This window comes from Thermomonospora cellulosilytica, from assembly GCF_014138835.1.
GTDB classification, from domain to species: domain Bacteria; phylum Actinomycetota; class Actinomycetes; order Streptosporangiales; family Streptosporangiaceae; genus Thermomonospora; species Thermomonospora amylolytica.
The window spans coordinates 6,018,096-6,034,902 of sequence record NZ_JACJII010000001.1 but is presented as its reverse complement, the minus strand read 5'-3'; the positions used below and the strand labels follow the sequence as shown (position 1 = coordinate 6,034,902).

The following is a 16,807-nucleotide window of genomic DNA, read 5'->3' as shown; positions in this document are numbered from 1 at the left end:
TAAAAGTCCGGAAAGTGCTAGCGCGAAAGCGTGGTGATGCCATGCCCTAAAAATCGGGCGAGAACTCATCACCTCCCGGCCTGTCGCAAGGGAGGACATTGGCATGCCTCGATTCGAATTGCATCACCATGCCGAAACAGATGGCTAACCCATGTCTGGCAACGGGTCAAAGATGGAAGTAATGTTGAGGTGCCCGGGCATTCGAGAAAAGCGGCTCAAGGAGAAGCCCATGACGACGATTCTCGCGCCGACCAAGAACCCGAGGGACTACGTCACACCTGAGATCTGGGACAGGGAGATCGCCCTGCTCACCCGCGACAACCCGTTCGACGTGGTGATGGCCGAGCGCATCCTGGGCCAGGCCATCGCCTACCTGATCACGGCCATGAACCACCAGGGCGAACCGCTCGGCGTCGGTCAGCTCGTGGACTACGGGGTCCACGCCCTGATCCTCGACACCCGGGTCTACCGGGAGTTCTGCCACCGGCACAACAACGGCAAGTTCCTCGACCACATCCCCGAGATCGAGCGCAAGTGCGACGGTACCGTCGAGCGCACCGCCCGCGTGATCGAGGCGGAGGGCTTCGAGGTGGACTGGCCGCTCTGGCAGCACGACTTCGCCAAGTGCAGCCCGTGCGCCCCGGGCACCAACCCGCACTAGCCGAACGACCGCCCCGATCAAGGGAGGCCCCGCCGAACGGCGGGGCCTTCTCGTTTTACTCGAGCCCCGAGTGAACCGGCAGCCGCAGCAGTAGCGTTGCCCCCATGAGTCGCAAGTACGAAGGCTGGGCGCAGCAGCATCCGACAAAGACCTTGATCGACCCGGACGAAGGTCCAGTGGAGATCGACGTCGAGATGGTTCCGCTGATGGAGGCCCTGTGGGCCAACGGCTACACGACGATCATGAGCTGTCAGGACATAGGCGAATCCATCCTGACCGGAGGGACCGCAATTCCCGAACACCTGTGGGAGAAGACGGCGGCCTTCTACAAGGGGGCGGCCTGGCTGAAGGTCCCCGCCGATGACGGGATCGAGCTGATGAAGCTCTTCGAGCCGATCTTCCGGCCCGGCGAGTGGCTGGCGCAGGTTCCGATCATGCCGGGCGGCCTGTGCTCGTGGGCCTCGATCCACTTTCCCCGGGAACAGATCGGCGAGGCGGTGGCGCTGCTGGAAGCACGGCTCGCATCTGGGACGACCGCCGTTTGAGGAGACAGCTCAGTCCCTCCCAGCCTGGAGCCTTTACCCTGGAGTTCTCATCTTCCCCATGAGGTGTTGAAACCTCTGAGCCGTCAGGGGTACGGGGTCGGGCCGGGCGGCGGCAGGGTGCCCGGGGGCGGTGGAGCGTACCCGGGCTGCGCGGGAGGCGGCGGCACCTGTCCGGGCGGCGCGGGCGGCTCCAGATGTGCGTAGCCCGGCTGGGCGAGGGGCTGCGGCTCAGGGGCGGCGGGCGCCTCCCCGCCGGAGACCCGCTCCTTGGCCCTGCGGCCCAGACGGCGTGCCGACTCGGCGGCCGCCTGCGCCGCCCCCGTCGCGGTGCGCAGGACGGCGGCGCGTTCCACCGTGGTGCCGCTCACCCGGTCGGCCAGCGTGCGGCGCCGGCCGCCCAGCATCGGCAGCGCGTTGAACAGGAACAGGACCACCGCCGCCGCCCACACCGCGAACGACAGCAGGAACTGGCCGAGCACCAGCAGGATGCAGGCCACCGAGTACAGGCCGCTCTCCGACGCCGTGGTGACGGTCGAGCGCAGCAGCGACCGCCCGACCCCGGGACGCGCCCCGTCCCCGCCGCGCACCCGCAGCCCCAGCAGGCCCTTGCCGAGGGTGCGCCCGGCGAACTGCAGGGCGGCGAACTGGTACAGCAGTTGCAGCGCGATCAGCGCCGCGAAGCCCTGGACGACGATGCCGACCGCGTCGTCCCACGCCTTCTGCCCGGCCGCGCGGGCGGCGCCGGCCACGTCGCCCTGCGAGCCGATCAGCTCGAAGACCCCGGCGGCGGCCACCGCCGTGCCCTGCGTGCTGACGTAGTCGACCAGCCGGGCGTAGGTGAGGGAGCCGATCCCCGCGACGATCGCCACCACGACCAGCGCGTCGATCAGCCAGGCGGCGAGCCTGCGCCCGACGGGCGCGGTGGACGCGACGGGCGGCGCCTGCGGGGGGACGGGGAACGGACCTGGGGCGCCCGGGAGAGGGCCGCCGGGAGGGGGAGCGCCGTACAAGAACGGACCTTCCTGACAGGCGGGCGGAATGGCTTGATCGAAGCCTACGGGGGAACGGGCGGGCGGACCGGGCGCACGGCGTCATCTGCCCGATATCGGCCGGACCCTTGACGGTGGGCGCACCGGTGTGCCGTTCGTCGCACGGATTCGACCGTTCGCCGATAGCGTCCGGCGGATCGGCGCAGCCGCCCAGCGGCTCGCCGAAGCCCTGCGGGAGCCCCCTCCACCCACGGGCGGAAGCTTCCTACCGTGACGTGACCCCCGTCACAGCCGAGGAGGGATCTCGTGACCGTCGATAAGGACGCCGGCGGCGTGCAGACGCCGTATGAACGGGTGCAGCGCACACCCGAGTTCCAGGAGCTGCGGCGCCGCTTCCGCGCCTTCGCGTTCCCGGCCACCGTGGCCTTCCTGGCCTGGTACCTGCTGTACGTGGTGCTGTCGGGCTGGGCCCGCGGCTTCATGGGCACCCAGGTGGTCGGGTTCATCAACGTGGCGCTGATCTTCGGCCTGCTGCAGTTCGTGTCCACGTTCCTGATCGCCTGGCTGTACTCCCGGCACGCCGAGCGCAAGCTCGACCCGATGGCCGCCGACCTGGCCGCCCAGGTGGAAGGAGGCCGCAAGTGAGCCACGAGACCCTGGCGATCCTGCTGTTCCTGGCGTTCGTCGGCGGCACGCTCGCCATCACCGTGTGGGCCGGCCGCAACACCAAGAGCGCCTCGGACTTCTACGCCGGCGGCCGGTCGTTCTCCGGCGTGCAGAACGGGCTGGCGATCGGCGGCGACTACATGTCGGCCGCCTCGTTCCTCGGCATCGCCGGGCTGATCGCGCTGTACGGCTACGACGGCTTCCTGTACTCGATCGGCTTCCTGGTGGCCTGGCTGGTGGCGCTGCTGCTGGTCGCCGAGCTGATGCGCAACAGCGGCAAGTACACGATGGCCGACGTGCTGGCGTTCCGGATGAGCCCCCGCCCGGTGCGCACCGCCGCCGGGGTGTCGACCATCACCGTGTCGATCTTCTACCTGCTGGCCCAGATGGTCGGCGCGGGCGCGCTGGTGGCCCTGCTGTTCGGGTTCACCTCCGACTTCGCCAAGGGCGCCACCATCGTGCTGGTCGGCGCGCTGATGATCGTGTACGTGGTGGTCGGCGGCATGAAGGGCACCACCTGGGTGCAGATCGTCAAGGCCGTGCTGCTGATGGGCGGCGCCACCCTGGTCACCCTGCTGGTGCTGACCAAGTTCGGGTTCAACCTGTCCACCCTGCTGCGCGACGCGGCCGAGCAGAGCGGCAAGGGCGAGGCGTTCCTGGAGCCCGGCCTGCGCTACGCCACCGAGGCCCAGGGCCTGGCCGGCAAGCTGGACCTGATCAGCCTGGGCCTGGCGCTGGTGCTGGGCACCGCCGGCCTGCCGCACATCCTGATCCGCTTCTACACCGTCCCCACCGCCCGCGACGCCCGCAAGTCGGTGCTGTGGGGCATCGGCATCATCGGCTCGTTCTACCTGCTCACCCTGGTGCTCGGCTTCGGCGCCGCCGCCCTGGTGGGCACCGCGGAGATCGCCAAGGCCAACCCGGCCGGCAACACGGCGGCGCCGCAGCTCGCCCAGGAGATCGGCGAGCAGATCTTCGGCGAGGTGGGCGGCACCGTCCTGCTGGCGGTGATCGCCGCGGTGGCGTTCGCGACCATCCTGGCGGTGGTGGCCGGGCTCACCCTCGCCTCGTCCTCCTCGTTCGCCCACGACCTGTACGCGCACGTGTTCCGGCGCGGCCAGGCCACCGAGCGGGAGGAGGTCCGGGTCGCCCGCGTCTCCGCGTTCGTGATCGGCGCGGTGGCGATCGTGCTCGGCATCTTCGCCCAGCGCCTGAACGTGGCGTTCCTGGTGGCGCTGGCGTTCGCGGTGGCCGCCTCCGGCAACCTGCCCGCGATCCTCTACAGCCTGTTCTGGAAGAGGTTCAACACCGCGGGCGCGGTCGCGGCCATCTACGGCGGCCTGGGCTCGGCCGTGCTGCTGGTGATCTTCTCCCCGGTGGTCTCCGGCTCCGAGAAGGCCCTGTTCACCGGCTCGGACTGGTCCGTCTTCCCGCTGGAGAACCCGGGCATCGTGTCGATCCCGATCGGCTTCCTGTGCGGCTGGCTGGGCACCGTCCTCAGCAAGGAGTTCAACGCGGCCAAGTACGCCGAGATCGAGGTCCGCTCCCTCACCGGCGCGGGCGCCGAACAGGCCGCCACCCACTAGAGACCTCCGGTCCCGACCCGACCCTGGTGGCGCTCGGCAGGGACGGGACCGGCGGACAACGGGGTCGTCCCCTCCTCGGAGGCGGGGACGACCCCTCACTTCACAGCGACCACGCAGTTCACAGCGACCACGCAGTTCACAGCGACCACGCAGTTCACAGCGACCACGGACAGACCCCCACAGGTGAACCGGAGCGGAGCACCAGCGGAGCTCCGGTTCACCTGAGCGGTCCGGGCACCGCAGCCGGCCCGTCCGGAGCGAGCCGCCAGGCGAGCGCAGGACGGGTCGGCGAGGATGCCCGGATCCGCCGGCGGGGGGTGTGGGGGGTCGCCCCCCACAAAGAGTCGTCCCCCCACAAAGAAACGCACCGGCGTTCGCACGCCGGTGCGTTTCCTGTGCCCGGGTTCCCCGAGTACCCGAGGCGGGATCAGAAGGTGCCGACCGGAGCCTGGTAGGTCTTGGCCAGCTCGGACTCGGTGGCCTGCTGGACGATCACCACGCCGCCCGGGGCCTCCTTGTTGGGCTGCGTGATGTAGGTCTTGCGGGTGGCGGGCTTGTCCCAGTAGGAGAAGTCCATCGGGGTGCCCAGGCCGTCGTCGAAGGCGTTGGTGCCCCGGTGCGCCTTGATCAGGCCCTCACGGGTGAGGTCCTTGGCCTCGCAGGCCTTCTTCAGCGCCTCGGTGACGATCTTGGCCCCGCCGTAGCCGTTCACCACACCGCTGTCCAGCGGCTGGCCGGGGTACTTCTTGGCGTAGTCGGCGGCCAGCTTCTTGATCGCCGGCAGGTCGGCGCTCATCGGGGCGCCGGCGGTGGCGATGAAGAAGCCCTGGGTCAGCGCCGGCGCGGCCGCGGTGGCCAGCAGCTGCGGCGAGAACGCCGAGTTGCTGCCCAGGATCGGCTGCTTCATCCCGCGGGAGCGGGCGATGCCGGCCAGCGAGGCCGCCTGCCGGGGGCCGGCGCTGATCAGGATCGCCTTGACCCCGGCCTGGTTGAGCGCGGCGACCTGCGAGCTCATGTCGTTGTCGGTCGCCTTGATCTTCTGCTCGACGATGGTGAGGTTGTTCTTCCCGGCGGCGTACTTGGCGCCGCGCAGCGCCGAGCCTCCGTAGTCGCCCTCGAAGTAGACGTGGCCGATCTTGTCACCGGACTTGATCATCTTCTTGTCCAGCATCCACTGGACGCCGTTGATCATGTCCACGTCGTAGGTGGTGCCGGTGACCTGGATGTACTGGTTGCCCAGCAGCGCGGTGGTCCAGGCGCTCGGGATGGTGAAGATCTTGTCGGACTCGATCCGCTGCTTGACCGCGCTGACCATCGGGGACCCGAGGAAGTGCGGCAGGGCCAGCACCGAGCCGCTCAGCTCGCTGTAGATCGACACGGCCTTCTGCGGGTCGTAGCCGTGGTCGCGGACCACCGCCTCGATGGTCCGCCCGCAGATGCCGCCGGCCTTGTTGATCTCCTCGAAGTGCAGCTGCTGGGCGTTGGTGATGCTCTTGCCCAGCGGGGCGTACACCCCGGTCAGGTCGGTGGCCAGACCGAGCTTGATGGTCTTGTCGGTCACGCCGGGGCCCTGCTTGACCCCGTCGGCGCCGGTGCCGCCGGAGCCGCCGGTGGCCTTGTCGCTGGCGCAGCCGGCCGCCGTGGCGGCCAGCACCAGCGCGGTGAGCGACACCGCCGTCTTGCGAAGGGTGGACTTCATGCTGCTTGCTCCTCGGGTTTCATTCGGGGAGAGGGGGTGGACTTCCGGCGGGAGGCGGTGGACGCGCGCAGGCGATGCCACAGCCCCATCAGCCCGCCGGGAAGGAACAGCACCACGGCGACGACGATGGCGCCGTAGAGGATGCGGGACGCCTCGGCGGGGGAGACGCCCCCCGAGCCGGGTGCCGCGATCAGCGGCAGGCCGTCGGCGTAGCGGGTGAACAGCGGGGGCAGCATCGACACGAACACCGCCCCGATCACCGCTCCGGCGACCGTGCCCAGCCCGCCGATCACGATCATGGCCAGGTACTCCAGGGACAGCAGGAGCCCGAAGTAGTCCGGCACGGTCCGGCGGAACGCCATGGCCAGCAGCACTCCCGCCAGCCCGGCGTACATCGACGACACCACGAACACCGCGGCCCGGTAGCGGGCCACCGGGACGCCCATCACCCCGGCGGCGATCTCGTGGTCGCGGATGGTGTTCATCGCCCGGCCGGGCCGGCCGTTCAGGATGCCGCGGGCGATCCAGGCCGCCAGCACCAGCAGCACCAGCGCCAGGAACCACAGCTTCTCCAGCGCCCGGAACGGCACCTGCAGCACCACCAGTTCGGGGGTGTCGCCGAAGCTGAACCCGGCGATCTCCAGCGGCGGCACGTCCCGTCCGTTGGCGCCGCCGGTCACCGCGTGCGCGTTGTGCAGGATGTGCTGGCCGATGAAGATCAGCGCCAGCGAGGCGATGCCCAGGTAGGTGCCGCGCAGCCGCCCGGCGATCGGGCTGAACAGCCCGCCGGCGATCCCGGCCAGCAGCACCGCCAGCACCGCGGCCACCGGGGTGGGCAGGCCCAGCCCGGTCAGCTCGTGCCCGGAGTCCCCGGCGAAGTACACGTACCCGTACGCGCCGACCGCCAGGAAGAACGCGTGGCCCATGGACAGCTGCCCGGTGGAGCCGGTCAGCAGGTTCAGCCCGATCGCCCCGATCGCCGCGGCCATCGCGAACAGCCCGGCCTGCAGCAGGAACGCCTCGGCGTAGAACGGGATCGCCGCCATGACCACCAGGCCGGCCGCCAGGGCGGCCAGCTTCGGCGCGGCGGCCGGAAGGGAGGAGGTGCGCTCAGACACGGGCCAGCTCCCTCGTCCCGAACAGCCCGGCCGGCCGGATCAGCAGGATCACGATCATCACCAGGTACGGGGCGATCTCGCCGATGCCGCGGCCCAGGAACGTCAGGTCGTTCTGGTAGCCGCTGGCCAGCGACTCGGTGAGCCCGATGATCAGCCCGCCGACCAGCGCGCCGGTGGTGGAGTCCAGCCCGCCGAGGATCGCCGCCGGGAACGCCTTGAGCGCCACCAGCGAGGTCGACCGGTCCAGCCCGGGGGTGGGGAAGACGGTCAGGAACAGCGCCGCCACCGCCGCCAGCGCCCCGGCGACCGCCCAGGCGCCCAGCGAGACCCGGTTCAGCCGCACGCCCATCAGCGCGGCGGTCTCCCGGTCCTCGGCGGCCACCCGCATCGCCACGCCCCAGTTGGTGAACCGGAACGCCAGCAGGAAGCAGGTGATCAGGGTGGCCGCGGTCACCAGGGCGGCCAGCCGGGTCTGCGGGACGCTGATCCCGGCGAACTCGATCACCGTGCTCTGCCAGGGGTCGCCCATGGACAGCACGTCGGTGCCGATCTGGCGGGTGAGCTCGGTGGTGATCAGGATGTCCACCCCGATCGTCACGATCGCCAGCACATGGTGGTCGCCGGCCCGGGACCGGCGCAGCACCAGCACCTCCACCAGCGCGGCGACCACCGCGGCGATCGCCACCCCGGCCAGCAGCGCCGGCCAGAAGCCCAGCGGGTCGACCAGCTTGGCCACCGCGAAGCCGCCGACCAGCAGCAGCGAGGCGTGGGCGAAGTTGACGACCTCGGTGGCCTTGAAAATGATCACGAAACCGAGGGCGATCAGCGCGTACACCGAGCCGACCGACACCCCGTTGACCAGTAGTTCCAGGAAGGTGGTCACGCGTGCTCCCCGTTCGCCTCCGGACCGCCGTGAGGCACGCCCCTCCGTCGTCGCGTGCTCACTCGTTCCTCGCTCCGCGCGCTCCTCCTGCGGGACGCGCCGCGCTCCTCCGGCTCACTCATGCGTTCTCCTGCTCCTTGGCCGCCTGCTCGCCCAGGTAGGCGCGGATCACCTCGGGATCGCTCTGCACCACCGCGGGCGGACCGGAGGCGATCTTGCGGCCGAAGTCCAGCACGGTCACCTCGTCGGCGAGCCGCATCACCATGCCCATGTCGTGCTCGACCAGCAGGATCGAGATGCCCAGGTCGGCGCGGGCGGCCACGATGACCTCGGCCATCTGGCGGCGCTCGCCCCCGTTCATCCCGGCCACCGGCTCGTCCAGCAGCAGCAGCCTGGGCTCCATCGCCAGCGCGCGGGCCAGCTCGACCCGCTTCTGCACGCCGTACGGCAGCATCCCGACCGGCGCGTCCAGGTACTGCGCGACGCCCACGTAGCGGGCGATCTCGCGGACCCGCTCGCGGTGCCGGCGGTCCTCCCGCCGGGCCGCCGGCAGCCGCAGCCCGGAGCCCAGGAAACCGGCCCGGGTCAGCCGGTGCCGGCCGAGCATGATGTTGTTCTCCACGCTCTGCAGCTTCGACAGCGCGATGTTCTGGAACGTGCGGGCCACGCCCAGCGCCGCGATCTGGTGCGGCGCCATCCTCGTCAGCTCGGCGTCGCCGAAGCGGACGCTGCCGGAGGTGGCCCTGTACACGCCCGACAGCACGTTGAAGCACGTGGACTTGCCGGCACCGTTCGGGCCGATGACGGCGTGGATGCTGCCGGGTTCGACGGTGAAACCGACATGGTCGAGTGCGGTGATCCCGGCGAACTTCACCGTCAGGTCGGTGACCTGCAGCGCGCTCGGCTCGCTCATCCGGCCCACCTCTCCAGCGCGGGCGGCCGCTTGAACTCCAGCGCGGCGTCCTCGTCGTCGCCCAGGCCCAGGTAGCGGCGGCGGACCTCGTCGGTCGCGGCCAGTTCGCCGGCCGGGCCGGACAGCGTCACCCGGCCCACCTCCAGCACGTAGGCGGTGGTGGCCAGGCGCAGCGCCAGCGCGGCGTTCTGCTCGATCAGCAGCACCGCGGTGCCCTGCCGGTTGATCTCGGCGATGCACTCGCCGATCCGCTCGGCCATCAGCGGGGCCAGCCCCAGCGTCGGCTCGTCCAGCAGCAGCACCCGGGGCCGCGCCATCAGCGCCCGGCCCATGGCGAGCATCTGCTGCTCGCCGCCGGACAGCAGCCCGGCCCGCTGCCTGGCGCGCTCGGCCAGCACCGGGAACAGCTCCAGCACCCGTTCCCTGGCCGCGGAGACCCCGGAGCGGTCCCGGGCGCCCAGCGCCCCGGCCCGCAGGTTCTCCTCCACGGTCAGCCGTCCGAAGATGCGCCGTCCCTCGGGCACCTGGACCACCCCGGCGGCGACCACCGCGTGCGGCTTGAGCCCGCTCAGTGTGCGGCCGCCCAGGGTGACCGTGCCCGCGTCGATCGCGCCACGGTGAAACGGCAGGGTCCCGGAGATGGCCCGCAGCAGCGTGCTCTTGCCCGCACCGTTGGCCCCCAGCACGGCGGTCACCGTGCCCTCGGGAACCTCCAGGGAGACCTCGCGCAGCGCCTGCACGGCCTTGCCGTAGCTCACCGAGAGTCCGCCGACCGCGAGTGTCCCACTCGCCATGGCACCTCCCATCGATTCGTGTGGGAGGCACACCAGCATGTGAGCTGTGACACCGTCCAGCGCCCGGGACAAGTCGGGTCAGGTGTCCAACTGAATCCGGTTCAGGTTGTGCGCGCTCACAGTCGGACCCCGTTTCGGGTCCCCCCGGTACGAAGCACCGGACGGCGCGTGGCAGGGTGATGCACGTCACCGAGGAGGAGGCGACCTTGCCTGCTGCCATGCCCGTTACGCCTGATCAGGATCTGGCCGCGGTGGCCGGCGCGGCGTCGCGGCGGCTGCTGGAACGGCTCGACGATCTCATCGAACGAGTGATCGCCGAGATCGTCGCCGACGACCCCGCCTACACCGACTTTGTGCCGCACGACGACCTGTGGCAGACGATCCACCGGATCCTGCGCGAGAGCATCGACCACATGGCGCGCCGCGCGCTGGGCGAGGAGCCGGTGGTCACCACCGCGGTGGTGATCGGCCGCCGGCGCGCCGAGCAGGGCCTGCCGCTGGAGTCGCTGCTGCGCGCGTTCCGGGTCGGCGGACGGATCTGCTGGGAGGCGATGATCGAGGTCGTCTCCGAGGCCGACCCCGGCTCGCTGCCGGTGCTGCTGCGGTTCGCCAGCATCGTCTGGCACACCAACGAGATGCAGTCCAACGCGGTCTCCGAGTCCTACCGGCGGACCGAGTCGGAGCTGCTGCGGCGCAGCGGCGAGCGGATGGCGGCGCTGCTGGACGCGCTGCTGGAGGGCCGCGGCGCCGACGGCGGGCTGGCCAAGGCCGCCGCCGCCGCGCTGGACCTGCCGATGAACGGCCGGTACGCGGTGGCGGTGCTGCGCTCGCCGCGCCGCGACGACGGCTTCGAGCGGCCCGAACGGGTCGGCGGGCTGCGGTTCGTGTGGCGGATGCGCGCCGACGCCGACGTGGCCGTGGTGGAGCTGGGCGGGCTGGAGCCGCAGGACGTGGCGGCGGCGCTGCGGCCGCTGTTCGCCGGGCAGGCCGGGATCAGCCCCGCGGTGGACGGGCTGGCGGCGCTGGGCCGGGCCCGCTGGCTGGCCGAGGTGGCGCTGCAGACCTGCCGGCCGCAGGACCACCGGATCGTCCGGCTGGACGAGCGGCTGCCGGCCGCGCTGGTGGTGTCCCAGCCGGAGCTGTCCGGCTATCTGGGCGACACGGTGCTCGGCCCGCTGGACGCCCTGGACCCGGCGGACCGGGAGGTGCTGCTGGAGACCCTGGCGACCTGGCTGGACTGCGAGGGCTCGGCGGCGCGGACCGCCGGCCGGCTGTACTGCCACCGCAACACCGTCTTCAACCGGCTGCGCCGGCTGGAGCAGCTCACCGCGCGCTCGCTGCACCGGCCGCGCGACGTGGTGGAGCTGGCGCTCGCCCTGGACGCGCTGGACCTGGTGGCGCCGGACAACCCGCGGGAGCCCCGCACGGCCTGACCGGCCGGCCGCCGCTCAGCTGATCCGGTGCGGGTCGATCCGGGCCCACTCGGCGTCCCACAGGGCGTACCGGATCCGGTCGCAGTGCCGCCGCACCAGCCAGTAGACGCCCAGCAGCGGCAGCCCCACGCCCAGCGCCCCGCCGCCGGCGGCGTACGCGGTGTCGACCAGGGTGCGCGAGTGCGGCCGGGGCCGGGCGACGGGGTCGCCGGAGCGGTCCACCCAGATCCGCCTGTGGGCGCCCGCCTCGGCGTTCTTCCACGCCGGGATCCGCCCGGCGCGGACCGAGCCGTCCGGGGCCCGCCAGGTCGCCTGCACGGTCTTGTGCAGGTACCGGTCGCCGGTCACGCCGCCGGGCCCGGTCACCGTGGCCGTCACCTCCCACCGGGTGGCGTGCTGGTGGCGCTCGGCCCGCATCCCCGAGTCGTACGCCCACGAGCCCGCCCACACCGCCAGCAGGGGAGCGGTGAGCAGGAACACCGCGGTGAGCACCACGCCCACCGCCCACTGGGCGCGATCGACCCGCCGGCGCATCCCGTTGCGGTCGAAGCCGAATCGCCGCCGCAGGCGCCCCAGCCGGGTGGGCGCCCTGCCGCCCTCTGGCCGGCGCATCGCTGTGCCACCTCCCGGGTAGGGGGTTCCCGTTGAGAGGTGTCGTACCCTCTGGTCAGACGGTATTCCCGCGCCGCGGGGCGGCCACACGACCGGCCTGTTCAGCGGCCGTCTCACCGGGCTCGGCGGGCTCGGCGGACTGGGCGGATTCGCCGGGCTCGGGGACTTCCGGTCCGGTCGGGCCGTGCCGGACCGCCAGTGCCAGCAGCGCGCCCAGCGCGCACAGTCCCGCGGTGATCAGGAAGATCTCCCGGTACTCGGTGCGCAGCGCCTCCTGGACCGCCGCCTGGTACTCCGCCAGCCGCCGCCGCGCCTCGTCGGCCGGCAGCCCGAACACCAGCGGCATCTGCAGGTCGGCGGTCAGCGAACGGAACCGGTGCAGGCCCCACGCGGTCAGCGCCGAGATGCCCAGCAGCATCCCCATCATCCGGGTCACCACCACCGCCGCCGAGGCCACGCCGTGCTGGGCGGCGGGCATCCCGCGCAGCCCCGCCGACGACACCGGCGCGATCACCAGCCCCAGCCCGAACCCGGTGACCACCAGGTCGACGTCCATCCGGGGCAGCGGCCCGTACGAGGCGGCGGCCAGATCGGCGGGCCAGCCCGCGATCAGCAGGTAGCCCACCGCCGACAGCGCCATCCCGGCGGCCATCGGCCACCGGTCGCCGATCCGGTGCGCCACCAGCCCGCCCAGCACCGCCGCGACCGGCAGCGCCGCCAGGAACCGCACCAGGATCAGCGCGCCGCCCACGTTGTCCTCGCCCAGCAGCGTCTGCGCGACGAGCTGCACGTCCACCAGTGTGACCATCAACGCCGCGCCCGACAGGAAGCTGACGCCCAGCGCCGCCAGGAACGGGCCCTTGCGCACCCCCGTCAGGTCCAGCAGCCGGGTCTTCGCGCGGACCTCCCACAGCACGAACGCGACCAGCACCGCCACGCCCAGCCCGATCACCGGCGGACCCCACGGCGGCAGCGGATCCTCGGTGGACTCGTTGTTGTACAGGCCCGCCACCAGCAGGCCCAGGCCCACCGCCAGCAGCACCCCGCCCAGCACGTCGATCCGCGGGCGGACGGCGGGCCGCGTCCCGGCCGGAACGGTGAACTGCACCGCCGCCATCGCGGCCAGCGCCACCGGCACGTTGATCCAGAAGATCGCCCGCCAGTCGCCCAGCCACGCCGCCACGCCCGCCCCGTACAGCGGGCCGAGCACGCTGCCGAGCTCCTGCGCCGCGCCGACCGCGCCCAGCACCACCGGGCGCCGCCGCTCCTCCCACAGGTCACCGGCCAGCGCCATGGTCACCGGCAGCAGCGCGCCCCCGGCCACCCCCTGCAGCACCCGTCCGGCCACCACCGTGACCAGATCGTCGGCGAACGCCGTCAACGCCGACCCGGCGGCGAAGAACAGCAGGCAGCCGTGCAGCAGCGGACGCCGCCCGTACCGGTCCGACAACCGGCCCAGCAGCGGCATCGCGGCCACATAGCCCAGCAGGAAGCCGGTCAGGATCGGAGTGGCCCGCTCCAGCCGGTTGATCGGGATGCCCAGATCGCCGATCACCTGGGTGAAGATGGTGGTGATCACATAGGCGTCCAGCGCCGCCAGCAGCACCACCGCGCCGCCGACGCCGATGGCGACGCCGCGCCCGCGAACCGGCCCGTCCATCGCCTACACCGGGGGCTTGAACGTGTAGGCGGAGTCGAACTCGGTGAAGGTGAGCACCACGGCGCCCTCCTGCCCGCCGCCCGCCGGCGGGACCACCCCGCGCATCTTCAGCAGCCGGTGGTCGGCGGCGGAGACCCACACATGCCCGGTCAGGTCCGTGGTCAGGCCCGGGATCAGCGCCGCCGCCGTCTCCCGGGGCACCGTCGCCCGCACCTTGTAGGCGTCCTTGCCGCCGACCTTCTCGCGCGCCTCCGTCTTCGGCGAACGCGCCACCGTCAGCAGCTTGGCCAGGCCCCGCTCGGGGTCCAGCACCGCCGACGGGTCGTACAGCGCGACGATCTGGCTCCTGGGCGCCTTCTGGTAGCCGGCACCGGTCAGGCCCTTGTAGTAGACGGTGTCGCCGACGAGCACGAAGTCGGTCTCCACCGTCAGGCCCGCCTGCTGGATCTGCAGGCTGCCCTGGGCGTCGCCGGACCTGAGCAGCTTCACGTCGCCGCCCCGCACGGCGATGTTCGGCTGCCCCTCGGTGGCGATGGTGAACGCGATGCTCCGCAGGGCGCGCATCGCGGCGGCCGACTGCTGCAGCGTCTGCTCGCCGGACGGCAGACCGGCCCCGTTCCCCGGCTCCGGGTCGGAGCCCCCCGAGCAGCCGGTGAGCGCGACCAGGCACGCGAGTACTGCGATGATCGGACCTCGGATCCAAGACATAGGCGGACCCTACCGACGGGCCGCCCGCTACGTCATCGCTCAGGAGTGATAACCGGTGATGTCCCCGATAGGTGTCGTACCGTGATTCTCGGTGGCCCGCCGTCACGCCCCGCGGCTATCATTGCCGCGGCGAGCACGGGTGGACCACGCGCCGCTCGTCGGGGGCGGTAGCTCAGCCGGTCAGAGCAGCGGACTCATAATCCGTAGGTCGTGGGTTCGAGCCCCACCCGCCCCACTCGGGCTTGGGGGGAGTGTGCTCAGGGGCCGTTCCGGCCTCCTTCGCCCGGGCGCCCTCGTCGTGTTTGCCCGGGGGGACGACCCCCCGGACCCCCCGTGTGGGGGCTCCGCCCCACGCCCCCGGGGGACCTGCAGGGTTCTTGGTTTCTGGTGCTGCAGGGTCTTTGTTCTTTGGGGTTGCGGGGGCTTCGTTCTTTCGCTTTTTGATCTTAGGGCTGGCCTTGCCTGGGGTTATTTGTGGGGTGGATCAGTCTCATGTGGATTATCTATTTCACAGATTCGGGTGACCGGGGCCACATTGTCCGGAGTCGGTTGTGTGCCGGGTCACTTCGGAAGGGTCGTGAGTGGTGCAGGTGTCGGGGTTCGGGGTCGGGACCTTCTCGGTGGAGGGGGTGGAGTTCCCGGGGCTCGTCGTGGGGGAGCGGGTGCTCGACCTGCGGGAGTTCGGTGGGTCGGTGCTCTCGCTGTTGGAGCGGTGGGACGAGGTCTGGGGCTTGCTGCTGGAGGTGGCGGAGGACGGTGAGGGGTTCGCGGGGGGCTCGTACTCGTTGGGGGAGGTGCGGGTTTGTGCGCCGTTGGCGCCTCGGCAGATCTTTCAGTCGGGGGCCAACTACCGGACCCATGTGATCGATCTGGCCGTGGCGCATCGGGTGCGGGAGGGGGACACCCGGCCGCTGGAGGAGCTGCGGGCCGAGGCCGCCGAGTTCATGGACGGGCGGGCTGCGGGGGAGCCCTATCTGTTCCTGGGGTTGCCTTCCGCGGTCACCGGGCCTTATGACGACGTGGTTCTTCCCGCCTGGTGCGAGCAGGGGGACTGGGAGCTGGAACTGGCCGCGGTGATCGGGCGGGTGGCGTTCCGGGTCTCCGTGGATGAGGCCCTGTCCTTCGTGGCGGGGTACACGATCGCCAATGACCTGACGGCTCGGGAGGCCGTTTTCCGTCAGGACGCGGGGGCGCTGGGGGCGGACTGGTTCAGGTCCAAGAACGCTCCGACGTTCCTGCCGTTGGGGCCTTACGTGGTGCCTTCGGCGTTCGTGGATCCGGGGGATCTGCGGGTGCGGCTCACCTTGAACGGCGAGGTGATGCAGGACGAGTCGACGGCGGACATGATCTTCGATGTGGCGCGGCTGGTGTCGGCGGCGTCGCAGGTCACCCCGTTGCTGCCGGGGGATCTGGTGATGACGGGGAGTCCGGCCGGCAACGGGTTGCACTGGGGGCGGCTGCTGCGGCCCGGGGACGTGATGGAGGGGTCCATCACGGGGCTGGGGGTTCAGCGGAACCGGTGCGTGGCCGAGGAGGTCCGGTGAATTCCTCTTCCTTCCCGTCTTCCTCCTCGTTCTCGTTCGATTCCGCGGATCCCGGGTCGTCCATCGCGGCGGCGGCCGCCGCCTTCTCCAACTGGGGTCGGTGGGGCGCCGATGACGTGCTGGGGACGGTCAACTTCATCGACGCCGAGGTGCGTCGGTCGGCCGCCTCGCTGGTGCGGCGGGGAGTGTCGTTCTCACTGTCGATGCGGTTCCAGAACGACGGGCCGCAGAAGGGGTGGCGGCGGCGCACCAACCCGGTGCACACGATGCTCGACACGGGGCTGGACGCCGTGTACGGGGACCAGGGGTTCCCGCACGGGTTCGGCGGGGCGGACGACATGGTCGTCATGCCCCTGCAGTGCGCCACGCAGTGGGACGGGCTCGGGCACATCTTCGACCACGGGAAGGCGTGGAACGGGCGGGACGCGCACCGGGTGGTGACCGGCGAGGGGGATCTGGTCACCGGGATCGAGAAGCTGGCCTCGCCCGTCGTCGGGCGCGGGGTGCTGCTGGACGTGGGGCGGGTGCTCGGCTCGGACGGGGAACTGCCGGACGGGTTCGCGATCACCGTCGAGCATCTTGCGGAGACCGCCGCGGCTCACGGGGTGGGCGTCCGGCGGGGCGACATCGTCTGCGTTCGTACGGGGCAGCTCGCCCGGGCCCGGCGTGAGGGGTGGGGGGATTACGCCGGCGGTCCTGCGCCCGGGTTGTCGTTCGGGACCGCAGGATGGCTGCACTCCACCCAGATCGCGGCCATCGCCACGGACACCTGGGGGTTCGAGGTCCGGCCGAACGAGTTCGAGGGGGCGTTCCAGCCCCTGCACCAGGTGGTGATCCCGCACATCGGGCTGCTGATCGGCGAGATGTGGGACCTGGACGCGCTGGCCGCCGACTGCGCCTCGGACGGCGTGTACGAGTTCTTCCTCACCGCCGCGCCGCTCCCGGTCACCGGGGCGGTCGGGGCGCCCGTCAATCCCATCGCCGTCAAGTGAGCGG

16 protein-coding genes and 1 tRNA gene are annotated in these 16,807 nt (G+C 71.6%); 8 read left to right on the top strand and 9 right to left on the bottom strand.

Annotated elements, in window-relative coordinates:
* The first annotated feature begins 229 nt into the window (after nucleotides 1-229).
* Nucleotides 230-661 carry a glycine-rich domain-containing protein gene (locus HNR21_RS28450; protein WP_119729544.1) on the top strand — a complete coding sequence of 144 codons (432 nt, stop codon included), beginning with the start codon at nucleotides 230-232 and terminating at the stop codon, nucleotides 659-661.
* A gap of 104 nt (nucleotides 662-765) precedes the next feature.
* Nucleotides 766-1,206 carry a hypothetical protein gene (locus HNR21_RS28445; protein WP_157995971.1) on the top strand — a complete coding sequence of 147 codons (441 nt, stop codon included), beginning with the start codon at nucleotides 766-768 and terminating at the stop codon, nucleotides 1,204-1,206.
* A gap of 83 nt (nucleotides 1,207-1,289) precedes the next feature.
* Here HNR21_RS28445 and HNR21_RS28440 read toward each other — a convergent pair whose 3' ends face one another.
* A complete protein-coding gene (locus HNR21_RS28440) occupies nucleotides 1,290-2,216 on the bottom strand; it encodes an RDD family protein (RefSeq protein WP_182707601.1) in 927 nt (308 codons plus the stop codon).
* 285 nt (nucleotides 2,217-2,501) lie between these two features.
* On the opposite strand from HNR21_RS28440, the gene HNR21_RS28435 reads away from it, so the two are divergent.
* Together HNR21_RS28435 and HNR21_RS28430 are read left to right on the top strand one after the other, a co-directional pair.
* On the top strand, nucleotides 2,502-2,840 hold the full coding sequence (locus tag HNR21_RS28435; RefSeq protein ID WP_182707600.1) for a DUF485 domain-containing protein: 339 nt from the start codon (nucleotides 2,502-2,504) through the stop codon (nucleotides 2,838-2,840).
* On the top strand, nucleotides 2,837-4,447 hold the full coding sequence (locus tag HNR21_RS28430; RefSeq protein ID WP_182707599.1) for a monocarboxylic acid transporter: 1,611 nt from the start codon (nucleotides 2,837-2,839) through the stop codon (nucleotides 4,445-4,447). Before HNR21_RS28435 ends, HNR21_RS28430 begins: the two co-directional genes overlap by 4 nt.
* Nucleotides 4,448-4,874: 427 nt before the next feature.
* On the opposite strand, the gene HNR21_RS28425 is transcribed toward HNR21_RS28430, so the two are convergent.
* The 5 genes from HNR21_RS28425 to HNR21_RS28405 form a co-directional block, all read right to left on the bottom strand.
* Complete coding sequence (locus HNR21_RS28425) at nucleotides 4,875-6,146, bottom strand: ABC transporter substrate-binding protein (RefSeq protein WP_182707598.1); 1,272 nt, start codon at nucleotides 6,144-6,146, stop codon at nucleotides 4,875-4,877.
* Nucleotides 6,143-7,192 carry a branched-chain amino acid ABC transporter permease gene (locus HNR21_RS28420; RefSeq protein ID WP_182708878.1) on the bottom strand — a complete coding sequence of 350 codons (1,050 nt, stop codon included), beginning with the start codon at nucleotides 7,190-7,192 and terminating at the stop codon, nucleotides 6,143-6,145. Before HNR21_RS28420 ends, HNR21_RS28425 begins: the two co-directional genes overlap by 4 nt.
* A gap of 64 nt (nucleotides 7,193-7,256) precedes the next feature.
* A complete protein-coding gene (locus tag HNR21_RS28415; RefSeq protein ID WP_182707597.1) occupies nucleotides 7,257-8,147 on the bottom strand; it encodes a branched-chain amino acid ABC transporter permease in 891 nt (296 codons plus the stop codon).
* Nucleotides 8,148-8,265: 118 nt separating this feature from the next.
* A complete protein-coding gene (locus tag HNR21_RS28410; RefSeq protein ID WP_119731965.1) occupies nucleotides 8,266-9,060 on the bottom strand; it encodes an ABC transporter ATP-binding protein in 795 nt (264 codons plus the stop codon).
* A complete protein-coding gene (locus tag HNR21_RS28405) occupies nucleotides 9,057-9,854 on the bottom strand; it encodes an ABC transporter ATP-binding protein (RefSeq protein WP_198679138.1) in 798 nt (265 codons plus the stop codon). Before HNR21_RS28405 ends, HNR21_RS28410 begins: the two co-directional genes overlap by 4 nt.
* A gap of 218 nt (nucleotides 9,855-10,072) precedes the next feature.
* Here HNR21_RS28405 and HNR21_RS28400 point away from each other — a divergent pair, with 218 nt between their 5' ends.
* Complete coding sequence (locus tag HNR21_RS28400; RefSeq protein WP_182707596.1) at nucleotides 10,073-11,287, top strand: PucR family transcriptional regulator; 1,215 nt, start codon at nucleotides 10,073-10,075, stop codon at nucleotides 11,285-11,287.
* Between the two features lie 15 nt (nucleotides 11,288-11,302).
* On the opposite strand, the gene HNR21_RS28395 is transcribed toward HNR21_RS28400, so the two are convergent.
* The 3 genes from HNR21_RS28395 to HNR21_RS28385 are packed head-to-tail and all read right to left on the bottom strand — an operon-like array spanning nucleotide 11,303 to nucleotide 14,267.
* Nucleotides 11,303-11,899 (bottom strand): Rv1733c family protein, encoded by a 597-nt coding sequence (locus HNR21_RS28395; RefSeq protein WP_182707595.1) that lies wholly within the window; start codon nucleotides 11,897-11,899, stop codon nucleotides 11,303-11,305.
* A gap of 55 nt (nucleotides 11,900-11,954) precedes the next feature.
* The gene (locus HNR21_RS28390; RefSeq protein ID WP_182707594.1) at nucleotides 11,955-13,559 is read right to left on the bottom strand and encodes an MFS transporter; all 1,605 of its coding nucleotides are present in this window, start codon (nucleotides 13,557-13,559) and stop codon (nucleotides 11,955-11,957) included.
* 3 nt (nucleotides 13,560-13,562) lie between these two features.
* On the bottom strand, nucleotides 13,563-14,267 hold the full coding sequence (locus tag HNR21_RS28385) for an LppX_LprAFG lipoprotein (RefSeq protein ID WP_182707593.1): 705 nt from the start codon (nucleotides 14,265-14,267) through the stop codon (nucleotides 13,563-13,565).
* 161 nt (nucleotides 14,268-14,428) lie between these two features.
* On the opposite strand from HNR21_RS28385, the gene HNR21_RS28380 reads away from it, so the two are divergent.
* The 3 genes from HNR21_RS28380 (at nucleotide 14,429) to HNR21_RS28370 (ending at nucleotide 16,803) form a co-directional block, all read left to right on the top strand.
* Nucleotides 14,429-14,502: transfer RNA gene (locus tag HNR21_RS28380), tRNA-Ile, on the top strand.
* 346 nt (nucleotides 14,503-14,848) lie between these two features.
* Entirely contained in the window at nucleotides 14,849-15,811 is a 963-nt protein-coding gene (locus tag HNR21_RS28375; RefSeq protein WP_182707592.1) for a fumarylacetoacetate hydrolase family protein, read from the top strand.
* The gene (locus HNR21_RS28370) at nucleotides 15,808-16,803 is read left to right on the top strand and encodes a cyclase family protein (RefSeq protein ID WP_182707591.1); all 996 of its coding nucleotides are present in this window, start codon (nucleotides 15,808-15,810) and stop codon (nucleotides 16,801-16,803) included. The genes HNR21_RS28375 and HNR21_RS28370 overlap by 4 nt, the downstream gene beginning before the upstream one ends.
* Nucleotides 16,804-16,807 lie beyond the last annotated feature (4 nt).

Bases quoted from the DNA above. Each gene is read 5' to 3' on its own strand.
- HNR21_RS28390 (WP_182707594.1), bottom strand. From the start codon at position 13,559: ATGGACGGGCCGGTTCGCGGGCGCGGCGTCGCCATCGGCGTCGGCGGC.
- HNR21_RS28450 (WP_119729544.1), top strand. From the start codon at position 230: ATGACGACGATTCTCGCGCCGACCAAGAACCCGAGGGACTACGTCACA.
- HNR21_RS28405 (WP_198679138.1), bottom strand. From the start codon at position 9,854: ATGGCGAGTGGGACACTCGCGGTCGGCGGACTCTCGGTGAGCTACGGC.
- HNR21_RS28395 (WP_182707595.1), bottom strand. From the start codon at position 11,899: ATGCGCCGGCCAGAGGGCGGCAGGGCGCCCACCCGGCTGGGGCGCCTG.
- HNR21_RS28420 (WP_182708878.1), bottom strand. From the start codon at position 7,192: ATGGCGGCGATCCCGTTCTACGCCGAGGCGTTCCTGCTGCAGGCCGGG.
- HNR21_RS28385 (WP_182707593.1), bottom strand. From the start codon at position 14,267: ATGTCTTGGATCCGAGGTCCGATCATCGCAGTACTCGCGTGCCTGGTC.
- HNR21_RS28410 (WP_119731965.1), bottom strand. From the start codon at position 9,060: ATGAGCGAGCCGAGCGCGCTGCAGGTCACCGACCTGACGGTGAAGTTC.
- HNR21_RS28400 (WP_182707596.1), top strand. From the start codon at position 10,073: ATGCCCGTTACGCCTGATCAGGATCTGGCCGCGGTGGCCGGCGCGGCG.
- HNR21_RS28425 (WP_182707598.1), bottom strand. From the start codon at position 6,146: ATGAAGTCCACCCTTCGCAAGACGGCGGTGTCGCTCACCGCGCTGGTG.
- HNR21_RS28445 (WP_157995971.1), top strand. From the start codon at position 766: ATGAGTCGCAAGTACGAAGGCTGGGCGCAGCAGCATCCGACAAAGACC.